The following is a 25734-nucleotide window of genomic DNA, read 5'->3' on the forward strand; positions in this document are numbered from 1 at the left end:
GGCTTCAGTCGTGGTGAATGCGATATGAAACTGTCCGTGATCGGTTGTGGCTATCTCGGGGCCGTGCACGCTTCGGCGATGGCCGAGTTGGGCCACGACGTGGTGGGTATTGACATCGATGCCCGGAAGATCGACCAGCTGGCTGCGGGCAAACCGCCGTTCTACGAGCCGGGCCTGCCCGAGATTCTCACCTCGGCCATGGCGTCGGGTCGGCTACGCTTCAGCACCGACATTGCCGATGCCGCCGGCGCGCAGGTGCATTTCATCGGCGTCGGCACCCCGCAGAAGGCCGGCAGCCACGCCGCCGACCTCAGCCACGTCGACGCGGCTGTGCAGTCGCTGCTGCCTCACCTCGGCGCCGGCGACCTAGTCGTAGGCAAGAGCACGGTTCCGGTCGGAACCGCCGGCCGCCTTGCCGGGGTGATCGAGGCATCCGGCAGCGGGGCCACACTGGCCTGGAACCCCGAGTTTCTGCGCGAGGGCTTCGCCGTGAAAGACACCATCAGCCCCGACCGTCTCGTCTACGGGGTGCCGACCGGCGCGGCCGGAGAGCGGGCCACGGCGCTACTGAACGAGGTCTACGCGTCGGCGATGGCCACTGAGACACCGTTGATCGTGACCGACTACGCCACGGCCGAGCTCGTGAAGGTCGCCGCGAACGCGTTCCTGGCCACCAAGATCAGTTTCATCAACGCCATGAGCGAGATCGCCGACGTCTCCGGGGCGAACATCACCGAGCTGGCCGACGCCATCGGGTTCGACAACCGCATCGGTCGCCGCTTTCTCAACGCCGGCGTCGGGTTCGGCGGCGGTTGCCTGCCCAAGGACATCCGAGCCTTCACCGCCCGTGCCGAGGAACTCGGCCGGGGCGAGTCGGTCTCCTTCCTGAAGGAGGTCGACGCGATCAACATGCGTCAGCGGCAACGGGTGGTCGCGATGACCCTGCAGGCCCTCGACAAGCCCGTCTACACGGCCAAGGTGGCCGTGCTCGGGCTCAGCTTCAAGCCGCACTCCGACGACGTGCGGGACTCGCCGGCCCTCGACGTGGCCGTGCAGCTGCGGGGCCTCGGCGCCGACGTGATGGCGACCGACCCGCAGGGAATCGAGAACTCGCGCCTGCGGCATCCGCAACTCACGTATTCGACCAGCATCGAGGAGACCCTGCGTGACGCGGACGCGGTCGTGCTGGTGACCGAGTGGGCGGAGTTCAAGCAGATTGACCCGGTCTGGGCGGCTACTCTGGTTCGTGTGCCCATAATAATTGACGGTCGAAATACTCTTGACGCTGCTGCTTGGCGTGCTGCGGGCTGGACCTACCTGGGGCTCGGTCGGCCCTGATGGCCGACCTTTCTCATGCTTCGGTGACAAAGCCGAAACGCCGAGGGTGGCGGATCGCGCTCATCGCCATCGCCGCCGTCGTTCTGCTGGTTGGCGGGGTTGCGGGCGTCTACGCCTGGACTCTTAGCAACACCTTCGATAGCCAGACCGTGAAGATCCCCGACGTGTTCCCCGACGAGACGTCACGGCCGCCGGCGCCAACCGGTGACGCGGCAACCGGTGACGGGGCAACCGGGCAGAACATCCTCCTGCTCGGCTCTGACACCCGGGGAGCGAACGACGGGTCCATCACCGACCTCACCGGCCAGCGCTCGGACACCATCATGGTGGTGCACGTGCCGGCGAACCGCGAGAACATCTATGTCATGTCGATCATGCGTGACAGCTGGGTCGACATTCCGGGTGAGGGCGAGGCCAAGATCAACGCCGCCATGTCCTACGGTGGGGTTCCCCTGGCCGTGCAGACCATCGAGGGTCTTCTCGGTGCGCGCATCGACCATGTGGCCATCGTCGACTTCACCGGATTCAAGGGCATCACGGATGCCCTGGGCGGCGTCGACATCGACAATCCGGTCGCCTTCGACTCGTCCTCGCTGCCGGGGCGCTACTTCGCCGAGGGAACCCAACGGTTGAACGGCACGGAGGCGCTGGCGTTCGTGCGGGAACGGTACGCCTTCGCGGACGGCGACTTTCAGCGGGCCCGCAACCAGCAGGCCTTCATCAAGGCCGTGCTGGGCAAGTCGCTGACGGCGGAAACCCTCACCAACCCGGCCAGGATCAGCGATCTGGTCGGCGCGATTGCTCCCTATCTCTCCGTTGACGAGGGGCTGAACTCGGCCTACGTAGCCGGCCTGGCCGTGGAGCTACGCGACGTGCGCGTGGGTGACGTCACGTTCTTCACCCTGCCGACGACAGGCACCGGTACCTCGCCCGACGGCCAGTCGATCGTCGTCATTGACCAAGACAAGTTGAAGGAAGTGCAGCAGGGGTTTCAGACGGACACCCTCGACTCGTACCAGCCGGAGCTACAGACGATGGAGTAAGGGGCCACGAGCCTGGCGGGGTCGTGGTCAGCTTGTTGGGATTCTGGCCGGTGGCGTTCTCGACACCTGTGGATTTGTGCCGGATTTCACGGGGTGGGGGGCACTGTGCGCGGGGCACTCACCACGTTGCGGACCCCGGCACTGCCTATCAGCGCGCGGGCATGAGGCAGAGCCGAATGTAGTAGACATAGGCGCGCTGGGTCGTCTGATCAGGGGACTCGATTACTCCCGTGATCGCGTCTGTCCATTCTGAGGCTCTGCCGATGGCGTCGATAGAGAAACCGTAGGCGTCGAAGGTCTCATCGACAGCATTCAGGTCGTAGCCCAGTGCGGCCAGGTTCGCATCGAAATAAGGGAGTACGGATTCGTTTGTGAACCCGACAGCCGGGTCATAGGTCAGGGGGAGGTCAGCGACGGCGTCCTGTCCGGCGAGGTCCAGGCGTTCGTGCGCCATGTTGCAGGTGAGGCCTTTGAGCGCCTTGTCGGCCACTCCGTTCACGTGCCTCACGAAATCAGGGTGTGAGTCGGGAGCAAGGCGCAGGCTTACCAACCTGATCGCGTCCTCGGGGATGAATTCCGCCACCATACCGGCAAAGGTGGAAACCCGCGTGACCTCCTTCCAGAACAGCACGATCGCGTCGGCACGCGCGATCATGTCGGCCTCGGCCGCGGTGAGCCCCTGAGCCGGCGCAGCTTTGAGGCCACCTGCCAGATCGTCTAGTGGTGCCGGCTGTTTCATCGTGCCGAATTCGTTCCCGACTGGCTCGAGTTTCTTCAAAGCCTGGCTGATCGTGATCTTCCACGCCGGCGCCCTCTCCGCGACGACGACGCAGCTCCCCAGACTGAGAACGACCGCTGCACTGAGAACGACCGCCCCGATTGCCCTTATCGCAACCCGCATCTGAACCATGGGACTGCCTTCCCGTCGGAGACACTCAAACCCGTTGGTGCAGTGATAGCACCGGAAGGAGGTTTCGGCTAGGACATGATCAGGGCTTTTACGGCTCCTATTCGCGCCGCGAGAGCCTGTCTGGCGGCCCTGCTCGAGCCGAGTAAACTTGAGGCTCGGATTTCAAGGGGTGTGCGCGTGGTCGACCAGGAGCTTCAGCGGGAACAGCAGTATGTCGCGAATCTGTATGCGCGTCTCGACGCGCTGCAGCGGGAGGCCGAGCAGCAACTCGTGGCCGTGCGGCGGCTCGACGTGGGCGGCAACCACCAGTCGCGCTCCGAGCGGGACACGTTCGCGCGCCTCTACGAAGACCGCATCGTGCAGCTGCGCGAGGTCGACGACCGGCTGGCGTTCGGCCGGCTCGAAGTGGCCGCCGACTCCTCTGACTCCGACTCTGCTTCCGACTCTTCCTCTTCCTCTTCTTCCGACTCGACGGGTGCCTCCGTCTACCGCTACATCGGCCGGCTAGGGCTGCGCGACGAAGACCTGCAGCCCATCCTGCTCGACTGGCGGGTGCCGCAGGCCAGCGCGTTCTACCAGGCCACCGCGGCGACGCCGCTCGGCGCCCGCGCCCGCCGGCATCTGCTCTCGAAGGGGCGGGACATCGTGCGCATCGAGGACGAGATCCTCGACGCCGCGCTTCTCGAGGACGATTCGGCAACCCAGCACCAGGGGGAGGGCGCACTGCTGGCCGCGCTCACCGCCCAGCGCACCGGGCACATGAGCGATATCGTCTCGACGATCCAGGCGGAGCAGGACCGCATCATCCGTTCAGACCTGAAGGGCGTGCTCGTCGTGCAGGGCGGCCCGGGCACCGGCAAGACGGCCGTGGCCCTGCACCGTGCGGCGTACCTCTTATATACGCATCGGGATCGGCTGAAGAACTCGGGTGTGCTCATCGTGGGGCCGTCGGAGTCCTTCCTGCACTACATCGAGGCGGTGCTGCCGTCGCTGGGGGAGACCGGGGTGGTGCTCGCATCCGTGGGCCAGCTCTACCCGGGCATCGAGGCCACCCGAGAGGATGCCCCGGCCGTCGCCGCGATCAAGGGCCAGACCTCGATGGCCCGGCTCGTTCAGCGTGCCGTGCGGTCGCGGCAGCGGGTGCCGGCGTCGGCGCAAGTGCTGGTCGTGAACGGTGACCGGCTCACGCTCAAGCCGCAACTGATCGAGACCGCGATTCACCGAGCGCGGGCCGGCGGCAAGCCGCACAACGAGGCCCGGGTCACGTTCGTGAAGAACGCGCTCGCCGCGCTCTCCCGGGAGTGGCTCGCGCAGTTGAAGGACCAGGGCCGGTCGATGGACGACACTGATCTGCCCATGCTGCGCGAAGACCTGCGCCTGGCCGACGACGTGCGGGTGGCGCTGAACACGGCCTGGCTGCCGCTCACCCCCGAGAAGCTCGTGCAAGACCTCTACGCCCGCCCGCAATGGCTGGCGCAGCTTACCCCCACCTGGACGCCCGCTCAGCGCGCGCTGCTGCACCGGCCGCGCGATGCCGAGTTCACCATCTCGGACGTGCCGCTGCTCGACGAGGCGGCCGAGCACCTGGGCGAGTACAACGTGGTCGACGCAGCCCAGAAGCGCGAGCAGAAGGAGCAGCGCAAGCGCGACGTGGAGAACGCGGAGTTGGCCATCTCGAACATGGAGGTGAAGGGGCTGGTGAACGCCAAGGCGCTCGCCGACAACTTCGCCGAGCTTGGCGACCGGGCCACCACGGCCGAGCGCGCCGCGCTCGACCGCACCTGGACTTACGGTCACGTGGTCGTCGACGAAGCACAGGAGCTGTCGCCGATGCAGTGGCGGCTGGTTCTGCGGCGCGGCCCGCTGCGGTCGTTCACGATCGTGGGCGACATCGCCCAGGCGGCGTCGGCCGCGGCCGCGTCGAACTGGCGCGACGCCCTCGAGCCCCTGCTCGGCTCCTCGCTCGAGGCCTCGCGGTGGCGGCTCGAGGAGCTCACCGTGAACTACCGCACGCCGAGCCAGATCGCTTCGGCTGCCGAGTCGATGGCGCTCGCGCACGATCTGCCGATCACTCCGGCGCGGTCGGTGCGGGCGAGCGAGTGGCCGATTGAGACGGTTTCGGATGTTGTTGAGGCTGTTCGGCGGGAACGCTCGCTGGGGTTGGGTGGCACCGTTGCAGTGATCGTGCTGGAGCCTGCGCTGGCGGGGGTTGTTGGTTCGCTGGCTGCTGCGTTTGATTCCTTGGGCGTCAGTGTCGGTGCCGGGGCTGCGGGGCTGCTCAAGGATGTGGCGGTGCTCACCCCGCAGGATTCGAAGGGGCTGGAGTTCGACGCCGTGATCGTGGTGGACCCGGCGGGTATCGTGGCGGCGTCCTCGCGTGGCGCCGGGGCGCTGTACGTGGCCATGACGCGGCCTACGCAACGGCTGTATCTCGTGGCGACGGGGGAGTTGCCCGCGGGGCTGTAGCTGTGGTTTCGCGGCTCGGTGGTTTCGCTTGTGGAAACCCGGCGAGCCATTCTCTGAACCCGCGCTGCGGCATCCGTGCCCCTGCGTTAACTAAGGACTTTTTCGCGACACGCCGTTCCCCGTGGCGCCAAACCCGGCGTGTCCCGAAATTCTCCGAGTTAACGTCACGACGGATGCCCCGCGGCGGCCCCGAGTGGACGCATTGAAAGGGGCGGCTGATCGGCCTACGTTCTGAGAACGCTCTTCTCAATTCACAGATCGGAATCAAAATGGCCTCTTTCGACGTAGTCATGGAACAGTCCAAAGACCTGGATTCGAATGAGAAGCAGAGGGCCGCTGGTGATCTGCTCAGGTCGCTGGGTTCCTATGAGATGCAGAAGGGCGTCAGCGAGATCCTCAGATCGAGGGACGCGCCTGGGAAGGCGAAAGCCATCGAGGACGCGACTGCGTTGCCCAAGGGCGATGCGGCGCGAACGACTCTGCTGATCATCCTCATGGTGGGTCTGTTCGCGATCGCGGTTATGTGTGTTTGGGGCGGCATCACGGCCAAGAATGCGTCGTCCGCTGCCCCGCTCTACCTCATCGCCACCGCGGTCGTTTCAGGAACTCTGGGACTGTTCGCGAAGAGCCCGATCTCAGGACGCAGCGACTCTTAGCAGAGGGGGGCGCTAGTTTCCCTGTCCCGGTGGTTGGGGTTGCCGGGACCCGGCGAGCCGCTTTCCTCGCCTCGCCACTCCTGCGCCGGCCCCCGGCCGAACGAATTCGACGGAGATTTTGCTCAGAACCGGCCCACAGCAATCCGTTTGGGCTCGAAATCGGTGAAATCTCCGTCGAATTCGGTAGGGACCCGGGTGCCTGAGGCGCGCACCGACGGATGCACGTGGTCGGCCAATACCACCGCGCCGACCGAATTACTTTCGATATCTGTGCAGAAGCTTTTGACTCTACACTCGTATACGTATACGATTAAGGCATGGCTGGAGCCCCCACTCCGCACCACCCCACCGCCTCACCGCAGGCGGTGTCTTCCCTCGCGCAGGCACCCCGTGCACAATCATCCCTCGTGCAGCAGTTGCAGCAGGCGCGTGATCTGGCCGCGGCCGTGCTGGATTCGGTGTCCTTCTCCCTCCTGGGCGAGGCGGACGCGATGATGGTGCTGGGCACGGTCGAAGACCTCGGCCGCCGGGTCGATGCGGCCAGGGTTGCCTCTGCCGCTGACATTTCGGTGCGGTGCCGCCGCATCCTGGGCCATGAGTCCCTGGCGGATAAGAACGGGGCCAGCAGCGGCATCGACCTGATCACTCGTCTGACCCGCGTCTCTTCCCGTGAGGCGAACCGGCGGGTGCGCCTGGGCGAGAACGTGACCCCGCGCCGGGCGGGCACCAGCATGCTGCCGCCCTTCTACCCGGCCGTGGCCGATGCCCTCACCGCCGGGGACCTCGGCGTCGACGCGGCCGAGAACATCGTCACGGCCCTCGACCAGGTTGCGGCCCGGGTCGCGCCCGACGACCTCGGCACCGCCGAGCGCGCCCTGGTGGCCAGCGCGACCGGCGCCGCCACCGACGAAACCCAGGGCCTGCCGGGTGAGGGGTTCGCGTTTCCTGCTGACCTGGTGCGGGGTATGGCGGGGCAGTGGCAGGCTCGCCTCGATCCCGACGGCACCGCCCCCAACGAGCCCGTCGCCGAGACCCGCAGCACTGTCGGCTTCGGGCTCTTCCGTGACGGCCTCTACCCGCTTCGCGGCGGCGTCACGTCGGAGCTCCGCGGCATCATGAACGCCATCTTCGACACGTACCTCTCCGCTCACGCGGCGCCGGCATTCCCCACGGCCAAGGAACAGGCGCGCATGGCGGCCGGGCAGCTGATCCCGGGCGCCGAGGCCGCGGCCCTCAGCGACGACCGTAACGGCGGTCAGAAACGCGCCGACATCCTCCGCGGTGTGTTCGAAGCCGCCACCCGTGACCCGGGAACCCCGACCATGGGCGGCGCCGCCCCCACCGTCATGATCCACGTCAACCAGGCCGACCTGGCCGCCGACCGCGGGGTGGGCTGGATCGACGGCGTCGAAGCGCCGATCTCGCTGACAAGTGTGAAGCAGGCGCTCTGCGCCGGCGGATTTCAGGAGATCGTGTTCGGCCTGAGGAACGAGGTCCTCAGGCTCAGCACCGAGAATCGTTTCTTCAACCGGGCCCAGCGCCGCGCCATCGCCGCCCGCGACGGCGGCTGCATCATTCCCGGCTGCACCGTGCCCGCCGCCTGGTGCGAAGTACACCACGTCATCCCCTGGCACCGCGGCGGAAAAACCGAGATCACCAACGGGGTGCTGCTGTGCTGGTACCACCACCACAGCATCGACACGTCGGGCTGGAACATCCGCATGATCCGGGGCAAACCCCAAGTCCGGGCACCCTACTGCTACGACCCCACCCGCACCTGGCGGGCCGCGGGAGGGCACCGGGCTGGGGTCTCCTAAGAACGTGCCCACTTTCGCCACCACCCGGGCGCGAAGCGCCCCCACAGCTCGACAGGCGCGACCAGCGTCAAGGTGAGTTCCTTGAATTGCGTCACCGGTCTCGACAGGCCCGACCAGCATCAACGTGAGTTCCCGGAATCGCGTCACCACGAGGGAACGACGGTCTGAAGCGGGGTCGTTGTACACTTTTTCAGGCGTTGCGCATCCGTGACCTTTGTTCGGCGCCGCGCATCTGGCGCCGGCCCGCACTTCTGGGCCTCTCCATTCAGCCTCACAAAGGAATTACAATTCACATGACGACACTTCCCCGCCTGGTTGCCTTCGACCTCGACGACACGCTCGCCGCGTCCAAGTCACCGATCGACCCGCGCATGGCGGAGCTCATGGTGAGCCTGCTCGGCGTCGTCGACGTGTGCGTGATCTCCGGTGGGCAGATCGCTCAGTTCCACATGCAGCTGATCGACAACCTCGGCACCGCGACCGAAGACATCCTCTCGCGCCTGCACCTGATGCCCACCTGCGGCACCCAGTACTACCGGCACGCCGACGGCGACTGGAACCAGGTCTACGCCGAGTACCTCAGCGAGGACGAGAAGGCCCGCGCCCTCGCCGCCGTCGAGGCCACTGCGAAAGACCTCGGCTACTGGGAGAGCGACACTTGGGGCCCGATCCTCGAGGACCGCGGCTCGCAGGTCACCTTCTCCGCCCTCGGCCAGGCCGCCCCGGTGGTCGCCAAGACCGCCTGGGACCCCACCGGCGAGAAGAAGAACACTCTGCGCGAAGCCGTCCAGGTGCTGCTGCCCGACCTCGAGGTTCGTTCGGGCGGGTCCACCTCGGTCGACATCACCCGGCAGGGCATCGACAAGGCCTACGGCATGCTCAAGCTGGCCGCCCTCACCGGCGTGCCCCTCGACGATATGCTCTTCATCGGCGACCGCCTCGACGAGAACGGCAATGACTACCCGGTAAAGGTTCTCGGCGTCGAGTGCTTCGCCGTGGGGGGCTGGGAAGACACCGCAGCCTTCCTCGAGACGCTGATCCCGAAGCTGGCAGCCTTCGCAAACTAACGGCTAATGGGGTGTCCGCTGAATGCGCGTTCGGGACACCCCAGAGTGCCGTGCTTCAGTTGCCCAGCAACCCCATCAGGTAGCGGCCATAGCCGCTCTTGATCAGCGGTGCGGCGAGTTCGGCCAGCTGCATGTTGCTGATCCACCCGGCGCGCCAGGCGATTTCCTCGATGCAACCCACTTTGAAGCCCTGGCGGTCCTCGATGACACGCACATACTCCGACGCCTGCATCATTGATTCAACGGTTCCGGTGTCGAGCCAGGCGGTACCCCGGTCGAGCACCTGCACGTGCAGTCGCCCCTGTTTCAGGTAGCGCTCGTTGACCGTGCTGATCTCGAGTTCGCCGCGTGCGCTGGGCGCAATGGTCTTGGCCATGGCAACGACCGAATTGTCGTAGAAATACAGGCCGGGAACCGCGTAGTTGCTCTTCGGCTGTGCCGGCTTCTCCTCGATCGACAGCGCCGTCATGGTGCTGTCGAACTCGACCACTCCATATGAGGTGGGGTCGCTGACGTGGTACGCGAAGATGCGTGCGCCTTCGATGTCGGCGTTGCCTCGCAGGGACGTGCCTAGGCCGGTGCCGTGGAAGATGTTGTCGCCCAGCACGAGCGCGACGCTCTCGTCGCCAATGAACTCTTCACCGATGATGAACGCCTGGGCGAGGCCATCCGGCGATTCCTGCACGGCGTATTCCAGGCGCAGGCCGAGTTCGGAGCCGTCGCCGAGCAGAGCGCGAAACTGGTCGTTGTACTCCGGCGTCGTGATGATCAGGATCTCTTTGATGCCGGCCATCATGAGCGTTGATAAGGGGTAATAAATCATCGGCTTGTCGTAGATGGGCATGAGCTGCTTCGAGATGCCCTTGGTGATGGGCCAGAGGCGCGTGCCGGACCCGCCGGCAAGAATGATTCCTCGCATGGCTACTTCTTCGCGTTCAGCGAGGAGTAGTAGGCCCGGGCTTCATCCCAGCTGGGCAGCAGGCTGCTGGCGGCCGCTTCCATGAGACCGGGGGCGTCGGTGTCCTTGGGGGAGAGCAACAGCTCGCCGGCCTCGGGCGGGAAAATGAGCGCCACATCGCTGTCGAGCGGGTTGATGCCGTGTTCCCGGGAGACATTGAAGACATCCGTCACCAGGTAGCTCACGACCGCGTCTTCGGTGAGCGACACGAAGCAGTGGCCCAGCCCCTCGGCGATGTAGACCGCGCGGCGGTCCACGTCGTCGAGCAGCACGGAGTCCCAGGTGCCGAAGGTTGGAGACCCCACCCGGAGGTCGATCACGTAGTCGAGAACGGCGCCGTGCATGGCGGTGACATATTTGGCTTGTCCGGGCTGAGCGTCGGCGAAATGGATGCCGCGAACCACCCCGCGCTTCGACACCGAAGTGTTCGCCTGCTTCAGGTTGAGAGAGTGCCCGATCGTCTCCTCGAGACGGTTGAAGCGGTACCACTCCAAGAAGACGCCGCGATCGTCGGCATGCTTTTTCGGTGTGATTTCGTAGGAATCTGGGATGGAAAGTTCGCGAATCTTCACGCTGGCCAGCCTAGCAACCGCCTTCCGGTAGGCTCGCCGACGCATCCCCGCGAATGAAATGGACACCATTCAATGAGAATTCTTGTCACCGGTGGAGCCGGTTTCATCGGCTCGAACTTCGTTCGGCGCACCCTGGAAGATGCCTACCCGGGCCTCGAGGGTGCCGAGGTCGTCGTGCTCGATGCTCTCACCTATTCGGGCAACCTCGAGAACCTGGCCCCGGTCGCCGGGTCCTCGCGGTACTCGTTCGTGTACGGCGACATCCGTGACGCCGCACTGCTTGACGAGCTCTTCCCGTCCCTGGACGCGGTGGTGCACTTCGCCGCCGAGTCCCACGTGGACCGTTCCGTGCGCGACGCGTCGATCTTCGTCGAGACGAACGTGCTCGGCACCCAGCAGCTGCTCGACGCCGCCCTCCGCCACAACCTGGCCCGGTTCGTGCACGTCTCCACCGACGAGGTCTACGGCTCCATCGCCGAGGGATCGTGGAACGAGGAACGCGCCCTCGAGCCGAACTCCCCCTACTCCGCGTCGAAGGCCGGCAGCGACCTGCTCGCGCGCAGCTACCACCGCACGCACGGTCTGAATATCTCGATCACGCGCTGCTCGAACAACTACGGGCCGTACCACTTCCCGGAAAAGGTCATCCCCCTGTTCGTCACCAACCTGATCGACGGCTTGCACGTCCCCCTCTACGGCGAGGGAAACAACATCCGTGACTGGCTGCACGTGGACGACCACACCCGCGCCATCGCGATGGTGCTCGTCGACGGCCGCGCCGGTGAGATCTACAACATCGGCGGCGGCACCGAACTGACCAACAAGGAGCTCACGCAGATGCTGCTCGACTCCACCGGCACGGACTGGTCCTACGTCGACCGCGTCGCCGACCGCCTCGGCCACGACCTGCGCTACTCCGTGGATATCTCGAAGATCCAGGCCGAACTCGGCTACGCGCCCCTCGTTCCGTTCGAACAGGGGCTCGCGGACGTCGTGCAGTGGTACCGCGACAACCGCACCTGGTGGGAGCCCCTCAAGGCCCGTGCGGCATTGAGCTGATGACCCGCTATCTGATCACCGGCGCGGCCGGGATGCTCGGACGCGACCTGCAGGCCGCGCTCGCCGGCCGCGACGTCACAGCGTTCGACCGCACCGAGCTGGACATCACCGACCGGGCCGCGGTTCTGGCTCAGGTCGTCGGCTACGACGTCATCATCAACGCCGCCGCATACACGCAGGTGGACGACGCCGAGACGAACGAAGACGCCGCGTACGCGATCAACGCGACCGGCCCCCACAACCTGGCGTCGGCCGCATCCGCCACCGGGGCGAAGCTCGTGCAGATCTCCACCGACTACGTGTTCGACGGCAGCGCCACCGCACCCTACGCGGAGGACACCGAGATCAACCCGATCTCCGCCTACGGCCGCACCAAGGCCGCCGGCGAGGCGCTCGTACTGCAGGAACACCCAGCGGGCAGTTATATCGTGCGCACGGCCTGGCTCTACGGCCAACACGGCCCGAACTTCCCCCAGACCATGCTGAAGCTGGCTGCAGCCCGCGACACCTCACTGGCGCGAGGCTCTGGCCGCGGCGAACGCCGCCGGCGCCCTGGCCGTATGACCCCTGCTGAATTCAGGCCCTGGCCGATACGCCCGGCCTGGGCTGCCTCGACCGCGTAACGGACGGCCGCATTGCTGCCGAGCGCGTAGATGCGGGCGGGATTCATCCGGTCGATCTGGTGCCGGTTATGGCAGCAATTCGGGTCGCGGTGACAGCGTCGTTAGGCGCTGTCTAAGGTGAGAGTAGCCACAAACTCTTGCAGCCACGGCCGCAGGTCCGGCCCGAGATCCTCGCGATCCACGGCGAGCCGCAGGACCGCCTTGATGTAGTTCAGGAGGTCGCCGGTGTCATAGCGGCGGCCGCGGAAGATCACTCCGAACACTCCACCCGTCGCATCCGGGGTCGTCGCAAGCTCCTGCAGCGCATCCGTGAGCTGAATCTCGTTGCCCTTGCCCGGCAGGGTGTGCTCGAGCACGTCGAACACCTCCGGACGCAGCACATAGCGGCCGATGATGGCCAGGTTCGACGGGGCATCCGCGGCGCTGGGCTTCTCCACGAGCCCGGTCACGCGCACCACGTCGGGGTCGTCGGTGGGCTCGATCGCGGCACAGCCGTAGAGGTGGATCTGCGACGGATCGACCTCCATCAGCGCCACGATGCTGGCGTTGCGCGCGCCCTGCTCCACCAGCATCCGGGCCAGCAACGGGTCACGGATGTCGATCAGGTCATCACCCAGCAGCACCGCGAACGGCTCGTCGCCGACGTGCATCTTCGCGCGTAGCACCGCATGACCGAGTCCGAGCGGGTCGCCCTGGCGCAAGTAGTGGATGTCGGCCAGCCGGGTGGGGTGCCGCACCTTCGCCAGGCGGTCGTGGTCGCCCTTCTTCTCGAGCAGCGACTCCAACTCGGTCATGCGGTCGAAGTGGTTCTCCAACGCGTTCTTATGCCGCCCTGTCACCATCAGCAGGTCGGTCAGGCCGGCCGCGGCTGCCTCCTCGACCACGTACTGGATCGCGGGCTTGTCGACGACGGGAAGCATTTCCTTCGGCATGGCCTTGGTCGCCGGTAGGAAGCGTGTTCCCAGTCCTGCCGCGGGAATGACGGCCTTGGTAATCTCGGAGCTCATGAGACTCAGACTAAGGGCGCAGTGTTGCCGCCGCATCTCCCACCGCGGATCTTTCGGTCTGGCGCCGTGATCTGTCTCGGCCACCGGCCACTGCCCGTGAGGTCACCTGCCGCCCGCTCTGTGCCGCCTTGCCGTACCCCTGAGTCGGGCTGGCAGCTGCGGCTAATTCAGGAGAAACCCGGCCACAGTCATCCGTTGCGCCGGGTTTCCGGGGGCTGTGCCGGACATCCAGCCCAGATCTCCTGAGTTAGCCACCAGTGAGGCCGGTGGCCGGTGCCTCAGCTGGCATAACTCCTGCAATTTGCGGCCGGAGGGTCACGCCAGGCCGAATCGGGCACATCCGTCAGAATCTGCAGGAGTTATGCGCGCCCGGAGGGGGCTAACTCAGGAAAACCGGGCCGGCTGCGGCTTGCGCCCCCGGAATTACGCAACGGATACCGAGGCCTATCCCGGATCTCCTGAGTTAGCCACAGAAAAAGCACGTGCACGTGCCGACGGGCACCCCGGCGCACACCCGCACCCGACCTGCAGTCCCCGTCAGCGCCCGCGGCCGCCGCGCAACAGAACCAGCCCGAGCACCCCGCCGACGGCGGCCCCAACCGTGTTTGCGACCACGTCGGCGAGGGTGGCGAAGCGGTCCGGAAGGAAGATCAGCTGCCCGAGTTCGATGGTGCAACTCGCCGCGAACCCGACCAGCACGGCCAGCCACCACCGTCGTGCGCCGGCCACGAGCACGACGAACAGGCCGACCGGCACGAACAGGGCGATGTTGGCGATGAACTCGACCAGGCTGTAGCGCACCCAGCCCGGCGCGCCGTGTTCCTGCAGCCAATCGATAAGGGCCAGCAGTGAGTCGTACGCCGCCCGGTCGACCGGCACCGGCCAGAACGCGATGAAGGCCAGCGCGACCAGATAGGCGAGCATGAGCCAAGGCGCCCACCGACGCAGCCGGGTGTGCGCGGCTCCGCCCGCCGCGGGAGGGCCCGGCGGTGTCGGCGGGAGAGTGCGACTCGCGTCGGTCATGTCTCGCCTCCCGGTACGTCACGGTCGGCGAACCGACGGCGCCGGGACCTGACCGCAACACTGTCGATCTACCTACCCTAGACGCGTGCGTGCGCGGGGGGTCGCAAATACGCTCTGAGCCGAAGGATGCCCACCGCCGACCGTTTCCATTCCGGTCGAGAGTGACCGGTAAAGGGGGCACTCTCGACCGGAACGGGCACCCTCACGACGGGAACCCCGCCCCTAGCGCCCGGCCGACACCCGCTTCGGCAGCACGAAGACGAGCAGCAGTGCCAGCACGCTGAACGCGGCGCTCACGCCCATCGCCGCGGTGGCGCTGTCGGTGAAGCCGGCGGCGACGGCCTCCGCACCGGGGCCGGCCACGACCAGCGTGCCGAAGAAAACGCTGCCGATCACGGCGATGCCCACGGCGCTGCCGACCCGCTGCATCACGCCGACCACGCCGCTGGCCGCACCGGCCTCGGAGCGGTCCACGGTCGCCACGATGAACTGGGCGTTCGGCGCGATGAAGAATCCGCTGCCGAGACCCGCGATCAGCAGCGGCGGCAGCAGCTCCCAGTTGGTGATCGCCGGGCCGATCAGGAGCAGGGCGAGCCAGACCCAGACCAGGCCGATGGTGACCAGGGACACGCCGATGATCAGCACGGTGCGGCCGAGCCGCTGCGCCAGCCGGTTGCTCTGCGAGGCGCCGATGATGGTTCCGATCGCGAACGGGATCGATACCAGCCCCGACTCGAGGGCGGTGTGCCCGAGGCCGGCCTGCCAGAGGATCGAAATGGTGAAGAAGATGCTGGTGAACGCGGCGAAGTAGACCAGGGCGAGCACGATGCCGCCGGTGAACGCCGGATGCCGGAACAGCCGCGGCGGCACCAGTGGGCTCTTGCCCCACCGGGTGTACGCCACCTCCCAGAAGCCGAATGCCACAATCAACAGCGCCCCCGCCGCCAGGGTCAGGTAGGTCCAGAGCGGCCAGCCCTGGTCCTCGCCCTCGATCAGGGGGACGAGCAGCGCCACGAGCCCGCCGGAGATCAGCAGCAGGCCCACCCAGTCGATGCCGCCGCTCGGGGTGCCCGGGGCACGTTCGGAGCCGGCCGGCAACAGGATCGCCGCCGCGACGAGGGCGACGATGCCGATCGGCAGGTTGACCCAGAAGACCAGGCGCCATCCGTTCTCGTCGCCGAAGGCCTCGATGATCAGGCCGCCGATGATCGGGCCGAGCGCCGTGGATACGCCGATCACCGTGCCCATGATCGCGAACGCCTTGCCGCGGGTGGTGGGCGGGAACAGAAGCTGGATCACAGCGGTCACGGCCGGCACGAACATGCCGCCGGCAAGCCCCTGCACGACCCGGGCGATGATCAGCTGCAGATCGTTCTGCGCGAGCCCGCAGGCGAGGCTGGCCAGGGTGAACAGCAGCAGACCGGTGAAGAAGACCCACTTGTGGCCGATGCGGTCGCCGAGCCGCCCGGCCGGGATCAGCGCGATCCCGAAGGCGAGCGCGTAGCCGGAGATGATCCAGGAGAGGGTGGCCTCCGAGGCATCCAGGCTGGTACGGATGGTCGGAAGCGCCACATTCACGATCGTGGTGTCGAGCAGCGCCATGAACATGCCGGCCAGCAGCACGATCAGGGCCTGCCAGGCGTGCCGTGGGATAGCGACAGGTGCGGGGAGACCCGGGCTGGAATCGGTCATGACATGATCCTCTCGCGCTTCTGGCCGCGCCGGCCCGGCCGCACCAAACACCAACTACCGAACACCAACTACCAACTACCAACTACAAAACCCCCACTCCGAAGAGTGAGGGTTTTGCATATCTGTCGGGGTAACAGGATTTGAACCTGCGACCTCGTCGTCCCGAACGACGCGCGCTACCAAGCTGCGCCATACCCCGATGGCCCGTAAGCCTTGACTAGTATAACCCCCCGGATGCCCTAACACGACCATCCGGCGCCGAGCCTGCCGAGACCCCCGCTACGCCGCCGTCAGCGTGAGCAGGGTCGCCTCCGGCGCGCAGGCGAACCGCACCGGCGCGTAGATCGACGTGCCGAGCCCTGCGGACACGTTGAGGTACGAGGTGTGCAGTCCGGAGTCCCAGAGGCTGAGGCCCTTGACCTGCTTGCGCGGGATGTCGCAGTTGGTGACGAGGGCGCCGTACCGGGGAACGCACACCTGCCCGCCGTGCGTGTGCCCGGCCAGGATCAGCTGGGCGCCATGGTTGACGAACGAGTTGAGCACCCGCTGGTAGGGCGCGTGGACGACGCCCACCGTGAGCGTCGACCGCGGCGGGGTCGCCTCCTCGGGGTCGGGCCAGTGCTCCTCCGACAACGGGTCGTTCGCGCGCAGGTCGTCGATCGCCCGGGTGATCAGGTCGAGGCGGTCGAGCCCGATGTGCGGGTCGTCCACCCCGAACAGCTCCAGGTGGGTGCCGTTGATGTCGAGCGCGGCTGCCGCGTTGTCGAGGTCGATCCAGCCGAGGTCGCCGAACACCCGGTGCAGGTGGGCGATGTCGAGCTTCTCGTGAAACGCCGAGCGAAGCGTCGACGGGGTACGGAAATACCGCATCGGGTTCTTCAACTGCGGCCCGTAGTAGTCGTTCGACCCGTTGACGAAGATGCCCGGAATGCCGCGGAACGGTTCGAGGACATACTCGATCCCGGAAATGCCGTCGGCGTGACCGAGGTTGTCGCCCGTGTTCACGATCAGGTCCGGTTCGAGGTCGGCCAAGCCGCGCACCCAGTCCTGTTTATCCCGCTGCCACGGTGCCATGTGCAGGTCGGAGAGGTGCAGCACCTTGATCGGGGCGGATCCCGGCGCGAGCACCGGAACGAGAACCTCGCGGAGGGTGAACATGCGGCGCTCCACGAGAGAGCCCCAGGCGAACGCGACGACTCCGGCCGCGGCTACCACCCCGGCGCTGACGGCCAAGGAGGTGCCTGCGGAGTTGGCGCGCGTCATCCGTTGCCCCCGCCGTTCGCGTCGGGTTTCGCGTCGGGCTTCGCGTCGGGCTTCGCGCCGGCGGCAAGCTTGCCGACCACGATCGTGACGGCGCTGCCCGCCGCGGCGCCGGAGCCGGCGGTCGGTGTCATGGAGAGCACCGTGCCGACCTGCTTCGGATCGGTGACGTCCTGCTCCTGCTTGGCGATGCTGAAGCCCGCCAGGGTGGAGGTAGCTTCGGCCTCGGTCTTGCCCACGACATCGGGCACGATCTTGAGCACACCGTTGCTGGAGTAGACGGTCACTGTCGAGCCGCGGCTGGCGCTGCTGCCGCCGGCCGGGTCGGTGCGGGCCACGGTGCCGGCGGGCATCTCGGAGTCGGTCACACCGCCGTCGACCACGTCGAAGCCGGCCGAGGTCAGGGTGGAGGCGGCTTCGCTCATCGACTTGCCGCGCAGGTCGGGGACCGGAATCTGAACGGCCTGCAGCACCTTGTTGGATGCCTCGGCGAAGGCGTCTCCGCCGTACTTCGCGTTCGCGACGCTCATCACCTCCGGCCACATGCGGTGACGGGCGGTGGCAGCCGTGCCGCCCTCCCAGTCGTCCACGAGACGCTGGTTGATGTCGCCGGTGACGCTGACGACGCCGATCACCGTGGCGACCTTGGTGCTCGCGCCGCTCATCCAGGTGTCCTTGTTGCCGTCGGTGGTTCCGGTCTTGCCGATCATCGGCACCTTCGGGGAGGTCGCGGAATTCGACGCGCGTCCCGAGCCTTCGGTCATCACCTTTTGCATGGCATACGTCATGCCGGCGTCGACCTCAGGGGTGACCGCCTGGGTGCACTTGGTCTGCGGCGGGGTCATGTCGACGCCGTCGCCGCCGACGATCCGGTCGATCACGATCGGGCTGCAGCTGACGCCGTTGTTGGCGATGCCGGCGAAGGCGATGGCCATGCTGAGCGGCGCGACCTCGTTCGTGCCGAGCACGGCCGAGGGACCTTGTTCAAGAGGCTTCAGGTCGGCGCGGCCCACTCCGAAGGCGTTGGCCATCGTGGCGATGCCGCACTGGTCCAGCTTCTTCGCCATGCCGATGAAGCCGGTGTTGATGGAGTCGATCGTCGACTGCAGCGCGCTGTAGTTGGTGCCGGGCTCGTTCGCGTCGTTCTTGGGGTTGAAGACATAGCTCTGGTTGCCTTCACAGCTGTTCTTGAACACGCCCCAGTCGCTCTTGCGGCGGGAGTCGACGCGCTCGTTGAGCGTGTGCCCCTGGGTCAGCCACTCGGCGAGGGTGAAGACCTTGTAGGTCGAGCCGGGCTGGAACCCGAGCGAGCCGCCCTCGTTGGAGTTGGTGTTGTAGTTGATGCCCGTGTAGTCATTATTGTTCTCGGTCACGGCCGGGTCCTGGCTGTAATCCTTGTTCTGGGTCATGGCCAACACTCGGCCGGTGCCCACCTCGACGCTGGTGATCACACCGCCCACGTCCCAGTCCCCGTACTGCTTCGGCACGTGCTTCTTCATGGTGGTCTCGGCGGCGTTCTGCAGGTCGAGGTCGAGCGTGGTGTAGATCTCGTAGCCGCCACGACGGAAGTTGGCCATGCGGGTGACTTCGTCTTCACCGAAGGAGGGGTCGTTCCGCAGGGTGTTGACGACCAGGTCGCAGAAGTAGGCGCTGCCGCCGGCTGTCGCACACCCGGTGCTGGGTTCCGTGATGGTGGGCTCGATCACGGTGGCCAGGGCGGCGTCGTGGTCTTCCTGGGTGATCTTCTGGTACTTGAGCATCTCGCCCAGGATGTAGTCGCGGCGTTCCTTGTTGGCGGCATACCCGTTGGCGACGCCGTTGGTTTCGCTGTCCGGGTTGTCGAGCTGGAACTTGACCGGGTTGTTCACGATCGCCACCAGGCTCGCCGCCTGCGCCAGTGACAGGCCCGCGGCGGTGGTGTTGTAGTAGTAGTTGGCGGCCGATTCGATGCCGTAGACCGTGCCGCCGAAACCGGTGATGTTCAGGTACTGGCGAAGGATGTCGTCTTTCGCGTACTGCTTCTCCACGCCGATGGCGAGGCGCATCTCCTTGAGCTTGCGGTCGGGGGTGGTCTCCGTGGCCGTGTCGTAGCAGCTCATGCGCTTCTTTTCGTCGGCTAGAGCCTCGCACTTCTGCACCTGCACGTTTTTCACGTACTGCTGGGTGATCGAGGAGCCGCCGCGCGCGGTGCCGGTGGCCACGGTGCTCACGACGCCCTTGACGGTGCCCTCGAGGTCGATGCCGCCATGCTCATAGAAGCGGGGGTCCTCGCCCGCGATCACGGCATCCTTCACGAACGGGCTGATCGCGTCCCACTCGACTTCCACCCGGTTCTGATCGTAGAACGAGGCCAGAAGCAGGGGGCTGCCGTCGGCGTTGGTCGCGTAGATGTTGCTCTTCTGCGCCAGCTGGTCGATCGCGAGGTAGTCGGGGAGGCTCTCGAACATGTTGATCGTGTTCGTGGCTGTCATGCCGGAGAGGGCCAGAGCGGGGGTGACAGCGGCGGCGACGAGGACGCCGGCCACGGCGCTCATCCCGACGAAACCGAGGAACCCGCCGAGCGCTCCACTAACCGTACGATTTTTGGCAGACATACTATTGAGACTAAGTGACAAATCTGAATAACCGCCTGAATCGGAGCCTTATGCCTGCCTGGGAGTACCTTACGACGCCGCTGATGATTCACAACACAGCTGCCATTTTGAACAACTGGGGCTCGGAGGGCTGGGAGCTCGTGCAGGTCGTTCCCGGACCCGAGGGTGGGCTTGTCGCCTACCTCAAGCGCCCCGTCGCCACCGAAGGAGCCTGAGGCGTGGCGCAGATCGCTGCTCGGCTGGCCGAGCTCGGCATCGAGCTGCCGAGCGTCGTGCCGCCCGTGGCCACCTACGTGCCGGCCGTGGTCTCCGGCTCGCTGGTGTTCACCAGCGGTCAGCTGCCGATGATCTCGGGGGCGCTGCCGGCCACCGGCAAGGTCGGCGACGGCCACGGACTCGTGCCGGCCGCCGACGCCCAGGACTACGCCCGGCAGTGCGCGCTCAACGGGCTTGCCGCCATCCAGGCCGCGATCGGATCGCTGGACCGAGTGACGCAGGTCGTCAAGGTCACCGGCTTCGTCGCATCCGACCCGTCGTTCACCGGCCAGCCCGGTGTCGTCAACGGTGCCTCCCAGGTGCTCGGCGAGATCTTCGGCGACCGGGGCGTGCATGCCCGCTCGGCCGTCGGCGTCGCTGTGCTGCCGCTGGATTCCCCGGTCGAGCTGGAGCTCATCGTCTCCTTCGCCTGAGCCCCAGAAAGCGGGCAGGCTCACTGGGCCTGCCCGCTTTCGTGTGTCTACTCGGGTGCGTGCCCGAACGAATTGGTTAGACGCTGGTTACTTCAGGGTGGACATGATCGCCGTCATCACCGAGGTGTCAGCGAGGGTGGTGGTGTCGCCGACCTCGCGGCCCTCCGCGACATCCTGCAGCAGACGCCGGATGATCTTGCCCGAGCGCGTCTTCGGCAGCTCGCTCACGATGAAGATCTGGCGGGGCCTCGCGATGGCACCGATCTGCTGGGACACGTGCGCCCGCAGCACGGCCTGGATGTCCGCGTGCGAGGACTCCTCCAGGTGGCTGTACTTGATGATGACGAACGCCACCACCGCCTGGCCGGTCGTGTCGTCGTGCGCGCCGACCACGGCCGCCTCGGCGGTCATCGGGTGCGCCACCAGCGACGACTCGATCTCGGCCGTGGACAGACGGTGCCCCGACACGTTCATCACGTCGTCGACCCGGCCGAGCAGCCAGATCTCACCGTCACGATCGAGGCGGGCGCCATCACCGGCGAAGTAGCGCGGGTTCTCCGAACCGAACTTCTCCCAGTACGTCTCCTTGAAGCGCTCCGGGTCACCCCAGATGCCGCGCAGCATCGACGGCCACGGTTCGGTCACCACAAGCAGGCCACCGTTGTCGCGGCCCACGTGGTTTCCCTCGTCGTCGAGCACGTCGATCACGACGCCGGGGATCGGGCTCTGCGCCGATCCGGGCTTGGTCGTCGTCACGCCGGGCAGGGCGGAAATCATGATCGCGCCGGTCTCGGTCTGCCACCAGGTGTCGACCACCGGCGCGACATTGCCGCCGATGACCTCGCGATACCACATCCACGCCTCCGGGTTGATGGGCTCGCCCACCGAACCGAGCAGGCGCAGGCTGGTCAGGTCGAAGCCCTGCGGGATCTGGCGACCCAGCTTCATGAAGGTACGGATGGCCGTGGGCGCCGTGTACAGGATGCTCACCTTGTACTTCTCAACGATTTCCCACCACCGGCCGGGGTGCGGGGTGTCCGGGGTGCCCTCGAAGAGCACCTGGGTGGCGCCGTTGGCGAGCGGGCCGTAGACCACGTAGCTGTGGCCGGTGATCCAGCCGACGTCGGCGGTGCACCAGTAGACATCCGTCTCGGGGTGTAGGTCGAACACGTTCTTGTGGGTGAACGCCACCTGCGTGAGGTAGCCACCGGTGGTGTGCAGGATGCCCTTGGGCTTGCCGGTGGTGCCGGACGTGTAGAGGATGAACAGCGGGTTCTCGGCCGGGAAGCCCAGCGCCTCATGCTCTCCCGCGACCGAGGCGAGCTCATCGTGCCACCACAGGTCGCGGTCGAACCACTCCACGAAGCCGTCGGTGCGCTTGACCACCAGCACGTTGCGCACGGTGGTCTCGCCGCCCTCCAGAGCCGCGTCGACGGCCGGCTTGAGAGCGGACGCCTTGCCCTTGCGGTAACCGCCGTCGGCGGTGATCACGAGCACGGCGCTGGCGTCATCGATGCGCGAACGGAGGCTTTCGGCGCTGAAACCGCCGAAGATGACCGAGTGCACGGCGCCGATGCGGGCCACGGCGAGCATCGAGATGACGGCCTCCGGGATCATCGGCAGGTAGATCGCGACGCGATCCCCGGCATTCACGCCGAGTTTTGTCAGCACATTCGCAGCACGCTTCACTTCGGCAGTGAGCTCGGCATATGTGATGTCGCGGGAGTCTCCCGGCTCACCCTCGAAGTGCAGCGCGACCCGGTCGCCGTTGCCGGCCAGCACGTGCCGGTCGAGGCAGTTCCAGGCCACGTTCAATTCGCCGTCTTCGAACCATTTGGCGAACGGTGGATTGGTCCAGTCCAGTGTTTTTGTGAACGGCTTGTGCCAGTGCAGAAGCTCGCGGGCCTGATCAGCCCAGAATTTCAAACGGTCGTCCGCGGCGTCCTGATAGATCTGCGGCTTCGCGATGGATTGTGCGGCAAATTCCGGTGTCGGCGGGAATCTGCGGGATTCATGGAGAAGGTTATCGATCTTGACGCTCATACGTATGTCGCTCCTTTGCGATGCGCTGCGTGTATCGGGCGCGTTAACCCAGCCCCCTCCTGAACCCTACACGGCGACATGTGTCGCCCAGGTTGCGCGGAATTGCGGTGAGTTCCCACCCCCAATTGTGGTCTCATCAGGCGCCCGGGTTCCGTGTCCTCATTTATGAGGACACGGGGGACTTGCGCATCCGTAATTCCCCTTGTACATTGATTATCGTCTGAACGAAAGTTTTGACCTGCGGTGTGTCTGGTTCCCCCCAATCAGCGCACTGCCGAGGCGGCACCTGTTCCCCCCAATAGGTGCCGCCCCCCTTTTTTAACCGGTGGTTTTTCGCGGTGGTGCGTCCCGGTCCTCCCCAGCCGGCGGTCGGCCCGGGTTCTCCTCGATCCGGCGCAGGGGCCGGATGCGCTCCCACCGCCGATCTAACGTCGGGGCATGCCCGAGCCGTTCGTCGCCGTCCCGTCGTATGGCAGGTCCGTGCCTGCCCGCCCTCCCGTCGGCGCTCCCGACCGCCGCACGGATGCCCGGCCGCCCGGTGCGCTCAGCCCCGGTGTGCTCAGCCCCGGTGTGCTCCCGGCGATCCGGCCCCTCGACGTGTTCGTGCTCGGCCCGCTCGCCGAGTTCGCCGCCGACGGCGAGGTCACCGATCTGTTCGTCAACGGCGCCGCCGGGCTGTGGGTGGATGCCGGCCACGGACTGCTGCACGCCCCGCAGTGGAGCTGCCCGGAACCGGCTGTGCGGGAACTGGCGGTGCGCCTGATCGCCCTCGGCGGGCGCCACATCGACGAGGCCAGCCCCTGCGTCGATGTGCGGCTGTCCGACGGCATCCGGGTGCATGCGGTGCTGCCGCCGGCGTCGAGCACGGGCACGCTGCTGTCCATCCGGCTGCCTCGCGCCGAGCGGCTGAGCCTTGCCGCGCTCGCCGCCGGGGGTCTGTTCGGGGTGGGGGAGGCATCCGTCGCCGTCGCCGACCGGCTGCGCGCGGCCGTGCACCGGCGCGAGAACCTGCTCATCACGGGAGCCGCCGGCAGCGGCAAGACCACCCTGCTCGCGGCGCTGCTGGGCGAGGCACCGCCTGGGGAACGCATCGTGGCCATCGAGGACGTCGCCGAACTGCGCATCGACCACCCGCATGTCGTGGCGCTCGAGGCACGGCAGCCGAACCTCGAGGGTGCCGGCCGGATCGGCCTGGAGAGTCTCCTGCGCGAGGCGTTACGGATGCGCCCCGACCGGCTGGTGCTCGGCGAATGCCGCGGTGCCGAGATCAGGGAGCTGCTGGCCGCGCTCAACACCGGCCACGACGGCGGCGCCGGCACCCTGCACGCGAACTCCCTGCACGACGTTCCGGCCCGACTCGAGGCCCTCGGCGCTCTCGCCGGACTGAGTCCGGAAGCGGTGGCGCGGCAGGCGGTGAGCGCGATCGGGCTGGTGCTGCACCTCGAGCGCCGCGAGGGCCGCCGCCGGCTCGCTCCGCTCGGCCGGTTCGTGCTGGACGCCCGGGATCGCCTGCTGGTGATCGCCGCGGCCCCGGGGAACCGCTGGACCCCGGGGGAGTCCGGCCCGCCCAGACCGGTCCGCACACACGGGCGGCGGGCCGCCGCGCCCGCCGAGACTGGAGAATCGGCATGAGACTCGGCACGTGGCTCGGCGTGAGAGTCGGCATGAGACTCGGCACGTGGCTCGGCGTGAAACGGCGGCACGGTCCGGCCAGCCCGGCCATCGAGGAGGTGGCGCAGGTGACCCAACGCATCGCGGTTCTCCTCGCCGCCGGCGTCTCTCCGGCATCCGCGTGGGCCTACCTCGAACCCGTCGCTTCGCACCCCGTCGGCGAAAAGTCTCTGTCGCCGACACCGCCCTCTTCGGGGGCACAGATCATCCGGGCGGCGGCCGACGCCGGGCGCCGCGGCGACAACATCGCCGACGCCGTGGCCGCCGAGGCCCGCGCACTTGGCGGCCAGATCGGCGCCGCCTGGCTGGGCCTCGCCGCGGCCTGGCAGGTGGCCACCCAGGCCGGAGCGCCGCTGGCCTCCTGCCTGCGGCAACTGGCGTCATCCTTCCGGGACCTCGGCCAGTTGCACGCCGACCTCGCCGTGGCGCTCGCCGGCCCGAGCGCCACGGCACGGATGGTCGCGTTCCTGCCGGTCGTCGGTGTGCTGTTCGGCAGCCTTCTGGGCTTCAACACGCTGCAGACGCTGTTCCTCACCGCACCCGGCTGGGCCTGCCTCGCCGGCGGCGGCGCCCTCATGCTGGCGGCGGACCGCTGGAACCGGCGGCTCGTGCACTCCGCCCGGGCACGGGACCCGACCCCCGGGCTCGAACTGGACCTCACCGCCATCGCCATGACCGGCGGCGGCTCCGTCGACCGCGCACGAACCCTGGTCGACGCGGCGGCAGAGCGGTTCGCCCTGCACCGCGCGGACTCGGCGGCCAGCATCGACCGGGTGCTCGCTCTGTCGGTGCGCGCCGGCGTTCCCGCCGCGGAGCTGTTGCGAAGCGAGGCCGACCAGCTGCGTCGGCAGGCCCGCAGCGACGGCCAGCACCGGGCCGCCACCCTCGCGGTCACGCTCATGATCCCGCTCGGGGTGTGCGTGCTGCCCGCATTCATGCTGATCGGAGTTCTGCCGCTGTTGATGACCGTCCTCTCGTCCACAGTGCTCGTTTTCTGAAGTTCTGCACCGAAGCGAGCGGCTGTCGGTGTTCCGCCCTCGCCCGCGCCAGTCTGAGACCACTCGTGCCGCCCACACACCGCGTCGCCCGACGCGAGAAGGAGACGAACGAATGCCCACCATCGAACCGACCACCGATTCTGCCCTGACACCGACCACCGATCAGGCCGCCAAACCGACCAAAGGTCAGGCCCTGCAACCGACCGTTGAACCGGCCACCGACGAGGTCACCAACCTGACCAGGAACC

General features: G+C 67.1%; 21 protein-coding genes and 1 tRNA gene. 12 read left to right on the forward strand and 10 right to left on the reverse strand.

Annotated features, from left to right (window positions below):
- Positions 1-24: 24 nt before the first annotated feature.
- Positions 25-1338, forward strand: coding sequence for a UDP-glucose/GDP-mannose dehydrogenase family protein (locus tag CXY82_RS09740; RefSeq protein WP_104170768.1), 1314 nt, complete (start codon positions 25-27; stop codon positions 1336-1338).
- Between the two features lie 23 nt (positions 1339-1361).
- A complete protein-coding gene (locus tag CXY82_RS09745; protein ID WP_158252170.1) occupies positions 1362-2381 on the forward strand; it encodes an LCP family protein in 1020 nt (339 codons plus the stop codon).
- 148 nt (positions 2382-2529) lie between these two features.
- On the opposite strand, the gene CXY82_RS09750 is transcribed toward CXY82_RS09745, so the two are convergent.
- Positions 2530-3291, reverse strand: a complete 762-nt coding sequence (locus CXY82_RS09750) for a hypothetical protein (protein WP_104170770.1) — start codon at positions 3289-3291, stop codon at positions 2530-2532.
- Between the two features lie 177 nt (positions 3292-3468).
- On the opposite strand from CXY82_RS09750, the gene CXY82_RS09755 reads away from it, so the two are divergent.
- The 4 genes from CXY82_RS09755 (at position 3469) to CXY82_RS09770 (ending at position 9297) form a co-directional block, all read left to right on the forward strand.
- Positions 3469-5757 (forward strand): ATP-binding domain-containing protein, encoded by a 2289-nt coding sequence (locus CXY82_RS09755; RefSeq protein WP_199180931.1) that lies wholly within the window; start codon positions 3469-3471, stop codon positions 5755-5757.
- Between the two features lie 269 nt (positions 5758-6026).
- On the forward strand, positions 6027-6413 hold the full coding sequence (locus tag CXY82_RS09760; RefSeq protein ID WP_104170772.1) for a hypothetical protein: 387 nt from the start codon (positions 6027-6029) through the stop codon (positions 6411-6413).
- A 317-nt stretch (positions 6414-6730) separates the two neighbouring features.
- On the forward strand, positions 6731-8230 hold the full coding sequence (locus tag CXY82_RS09765) for an HNH endonuclease signature motif containing protein (protein ID WP_104170773.1): 1500 nt from the start codon (positions 6731-6733) through the stop codon (positions 8228-8230).
- Between the two features lie 293 nt (positions 8231-8523).
- Positions 8524-9297: an HAD-IIB family hydrolase gene (locus tag CXY82_RS09770; protein ID WP_104170774.1), complete on the forward strand. Its 774-nt coding sequence runs from the start codon at positions 8524-8526 to the stop codon at positions 9295-9297.
- 55 nt (positions 9298-9352) lie between these two features.
- On the opposite strand, the gene rfbA is transcribed toward CXY82_RS09770, so the two are convergent.
- A complete protein-coding gene (rfbA, locus tag CXY82_RS09775) occupies positions 9353-10216 on the reverse strand; it encodes a glucose-1-phosphate thymidylyltransferase RfbA (RefSeq protein WP_104170775.1) in 864 nt (287 codons plus the stop codon).
- A gap of 2 nt (positions 10217-10218) precedes the next feature.
- Positions 10219-10827: a dTDP-4-dehydrorhamnose 3,5-epimerase family protein gene (locus CXY82_RS09780; RefSeq protein WP_104170807.1), complete on the reverse strand. Its 609-nt coding sequence runs from the start codon at positions 10825-10827 to the stop codon at positions 10219-10221.
- 72 nt (positions 10828-10899) lie between these two features.
- On the opposite strand from CXY82_RS09780, the gene rfbB reads away from it, so the two are divergent.
- Together rfbB and CXY82_RS09790 are read left to right on the forward strand one after the other, a co-directional pair.
- Positions 10900-11886: a dTDP-glucose 4,6-dehydratase gene (gene rfbB, locus CXY82_RS09785; protein WP_104170776.1), complete on the forward strand. Its 987-nt coding sequence runs from the start codon at positions 10900-10902 to the stop codon at positions 11884-11886.
- The gene (locus CXY82_RS09790; RefSeq protein WP_104170777.1) at positions 11886-12509 is read left to right on the forward strand and encodes an NAD(P)-dependent oxidoreductase; all 624 of its coding nucleotides are present in this window, start codon (positions 11886-11888) and stop codon (positions 12507-12509) included. Before rfbB ends, CXY82_RS09790 begins: the two co-directional genes overlap by 1 nt.
- 101 nt (positions 12510-12610) lie before the next feature.
- On the opposite strand, the gene CXY82_RS09795 is transcribed toward CXY82_RS09790, so the two are convergent.
- The 6 genes from CXY82_RS09795 to CXY82_RS09820 all read right to left on the reverse strand — a co-directional run bounded on the left by CXY82_RS09795 (position 12611) and on the right by CXY82_RS09820 (position 20085).
- Positions 12611-13516, reverse strand: coding sequence for a UTP--glucose-1-phosphate uridylyltransferase (locus tag CXY82_RS09795; RefSeq protein ID WP_104170778.1), 906 nt, complete (start codon positions 13514-13516; stop codon positions 12611-12613).
- A 537-nt stretch (positions 13517-14053) separates the two neighbouring features.
- Positions 14054-14539 (reverse strand): VanZ family protein, encoded by a 486-nt coding sequence (locus CXY82_RS09800; protein WP_104170779.1) that lies wholly within the window; start codon positions 14537-14539, stop codon positions 14054-14056.
- A 222-nt stretch (positions 14540-14761) separates the two neighbouring features.
- Positions 14762-16231, reverse strand: a complete 1470-nt coding sequence (locus tag CXY82_RS09805; protein WP_104170780.1) for a DHA2 family efflux MFS transporter permease subunit — start codon at positions 16229-16231, stop codon at positions 14762-14764.
- A 125-nt stretch (positions 16232-16356) separates the two neighbouring features.
- Positions 16357-16430, reverse strand: a tRNA-Pro gene (locus tag CXY82_RS09810).
- Positions 16431-16510: 80 nt separating this feature from the next.
- Positions 16511-17494, reverse strand: coding sequence for a metallophosphoesterase (locus CXY82_RS09815; protein ID WP_104170781.1), 984 nt, complete (start codon positions 17492-17494; stop codon positions 16511-16513).
- Entirely contained in the window at positions 17491-20085 is a 2595-nt protein-coding gene (locus CXY82_RS09820; RefSeq protein WP_104170782.1) for a transglycosylase domain-containing protein, read from the reverse strand. Before CXY82_RS09820 ends, CXY82_RS09815 begins: the two co-directional genes overlap by 4 nt.
- Before the next feature lie 50 nt (positions 20086-20135).
- Between CXY82_RS09820 and CXY82_RS17040 the strand changes: the two genes are divergently transcribed.
- A complete protein-coding gene (locus CXY82_RS17040; RefSeq protein ID WP_134342594.1) occupies positions 20136-20300 on the forward strand; it encodes a DUF4177 domain-containing protein in 165 nt (54 codons plus the stop codon).
- 3 nt (positions 20301-20303) lie between these two features.
- The gene (locus CXY82_RS09825) at positions 20304-20774 is read left to right on the forward strand and encodes a RidA family protein (RefSeq protein ID WP_104170783.1); all 471 of its coding nucleotides are present in this window, start codon (positions 20304-20306) and stop codon (positions 20772-20774) included.
- 87 nt (positions 20775-20861) lie between these two features.
- Here the strand turns inward: CXY82_RS09825 and acs are convergent, their stop codons facing one another.
- Complete coding sequence (gene acs, locus CXY82_RS09830; protein ID WP_104170784.1) at positions 20862-22817, reverse strand: acetate--CoA ligase; 1956 nt, start codon at positions 22815-22817, stop codon at positions 20862-20864.
- Positions 22818-23255: 438 nt separating this feature from the next.
- On the opposite strand from acs, the gene CXY82_RS09835 reads away from it, so the two are divergent.
- Both CXY82_RS09835 and CXY82_RS09840 read left to right on the forward strand, forming a co-directional pair.
- Positions 23256-24449, forward strand: a complete 1194-nt coding sequence (locus CXY82_RS09835) for a TadA family conjugal transfer-associated ATPase (RefSeq protein WP_104170785.1) — start codon at positions 23256-23258, stop codon at positions 24447-24449.
- A gap of 32 nt (positions 24450-24481) precedes the next feature.
- The gene (locus CXY82_RS09840) at positions 24482-25486 is read left to right on the forward strand and encodes a type II secretion system F family protein (RefSeq protein ID WP_104170808.1); all 1005 of its coding nucleotides are present in this window, start codon (positions 24482-24484) and stop codon (positions 25484-25486) included.
- Positions 25487-25734 lie beyond the last annotated feature (248 nt).

Source organism: Cryobacterium sp. M23 (genome assembly GCF_002929655.1).
Classification (GTDB): domain Bacteria; phylum Actinomycetota; class Actinomycetes; order Actinomycetales; family Microbacteriaceae; genus Cryobacterium; species Cryobacterium sandaracinum.

Coding starts and splice junctions, on each gene's coding strand:
- CXY82_RS09740 (WP_104170768.1), top strand. CDS start 25: ATGAAACTGTCCGTGATCGGTTGTGGCTATCTCGGGGCCGTGCACGCT.
- CXY82_RS09750 (WP_104170770.1), bottom strand. CDS start 3,291: ATGGTTCAGATGCGGGTTGCGATAAGGGCAATCGGGGCGGTCGTTCTC.
- CXY82_RS09760 (WP_104170772.1), top strand. CDS start 6,027: ATGGCCTCTTTCGACGTAGTCATGGAACAGTCCAAAGACCTGGATTCG.
- CXY82_RS09765 (WP_104170773.1), top strand. CDS start 6,731: ATGGCTGGAGCCCCCACTCCGCACCACCCCACCGCCTCACCGCAGGCG.
- CXY82_RS09770 (WP_104170774.1), top strand. CDS start 8,524: ATGACGACACTTCCCCGCCTGGTTGCCTTCGACCTCGACGACACGCTC.
- rfbA (WP_104170775.1), bottom strand. CDS start 10,216: ATGCGAGGAATCATTCTTGCCGGCGGGTCCGGCACGCGCCTCTGGCCC.
- rfbB (WP_104170776.1), top strand. CDS start 10,900: ATGAGAATTCTTGTCACCGGTGGAGCCGGTTTCATCGGCTCGAACTTC.
- CXY82_RS09790 (WP_104170777.1), top strand. CDS start 11,886: ATGACCCGCTATCTGATCACCGGCGCGGCCGGGATGCTCGGACGCGAC.
- CXY82_RS09795 (WP_104170778.1), bottom strand. CDS start 13,516: ATGAGCTCCGAGATTACCAAGGCCGTCATTCCCGCGGCAGGACTGGGA.
- CXY82_RS09800 (WP_104170779.1), bottom strand. CDS start 14,539: ATGACCGACGCGAGTCGCACTCTCCCGCCGACACCGCCGGGCCCTCCC.
- CXY82_RS09805 (WP_104170780.1), bottom strand. CDS start 16,231: ATGACCGATTCCAGCCCGGGTCTCCCCGCACCTGTCGCTATCCCACGG.
- CXY82_RS09815 (WP_104170781.1), bottom strand. CDS start 17,494: ATGACGCGCGCCAACTCCGCAGGCACCTCCTTGGCCGTCAGCGCCGGG.
- CXY82_RS09820 (WP_104170782.1), bottom strand. CDS start 20,085: ATGTCTGCCAAAAATCGTACGGTTAGTGGAGCGCTCGGCGGGTTCCTC.
- CXY82_RS17040 (WP_134342594.1), top strand. CDS start 20,136: ATGCCTGCCTGGGAGTACCTTACGACGCCGCTGATGATTCACAACACA.
- acs (WP_104170784.1), bottom strand. CDS start 22,817: ATGAGCGTCAAGATCGATAACCTTCTCCATGAATCCCGCAGATTCCCG.
- CXY82_RS09835 (WP_104170785.1), top strand. CDS start 23,256: ATGCCCGAGCCGTTCGTCGCCGTCCCGTCGTATGGCAGGTCCGTGCCT.
- CXY82_RS09840 (WP_104170808.1), top strand. CDS start 24,482: ATGAGACTCGGCACGTGGCTCGGCGTGAAACGGCGGCACGGTCCGGCC.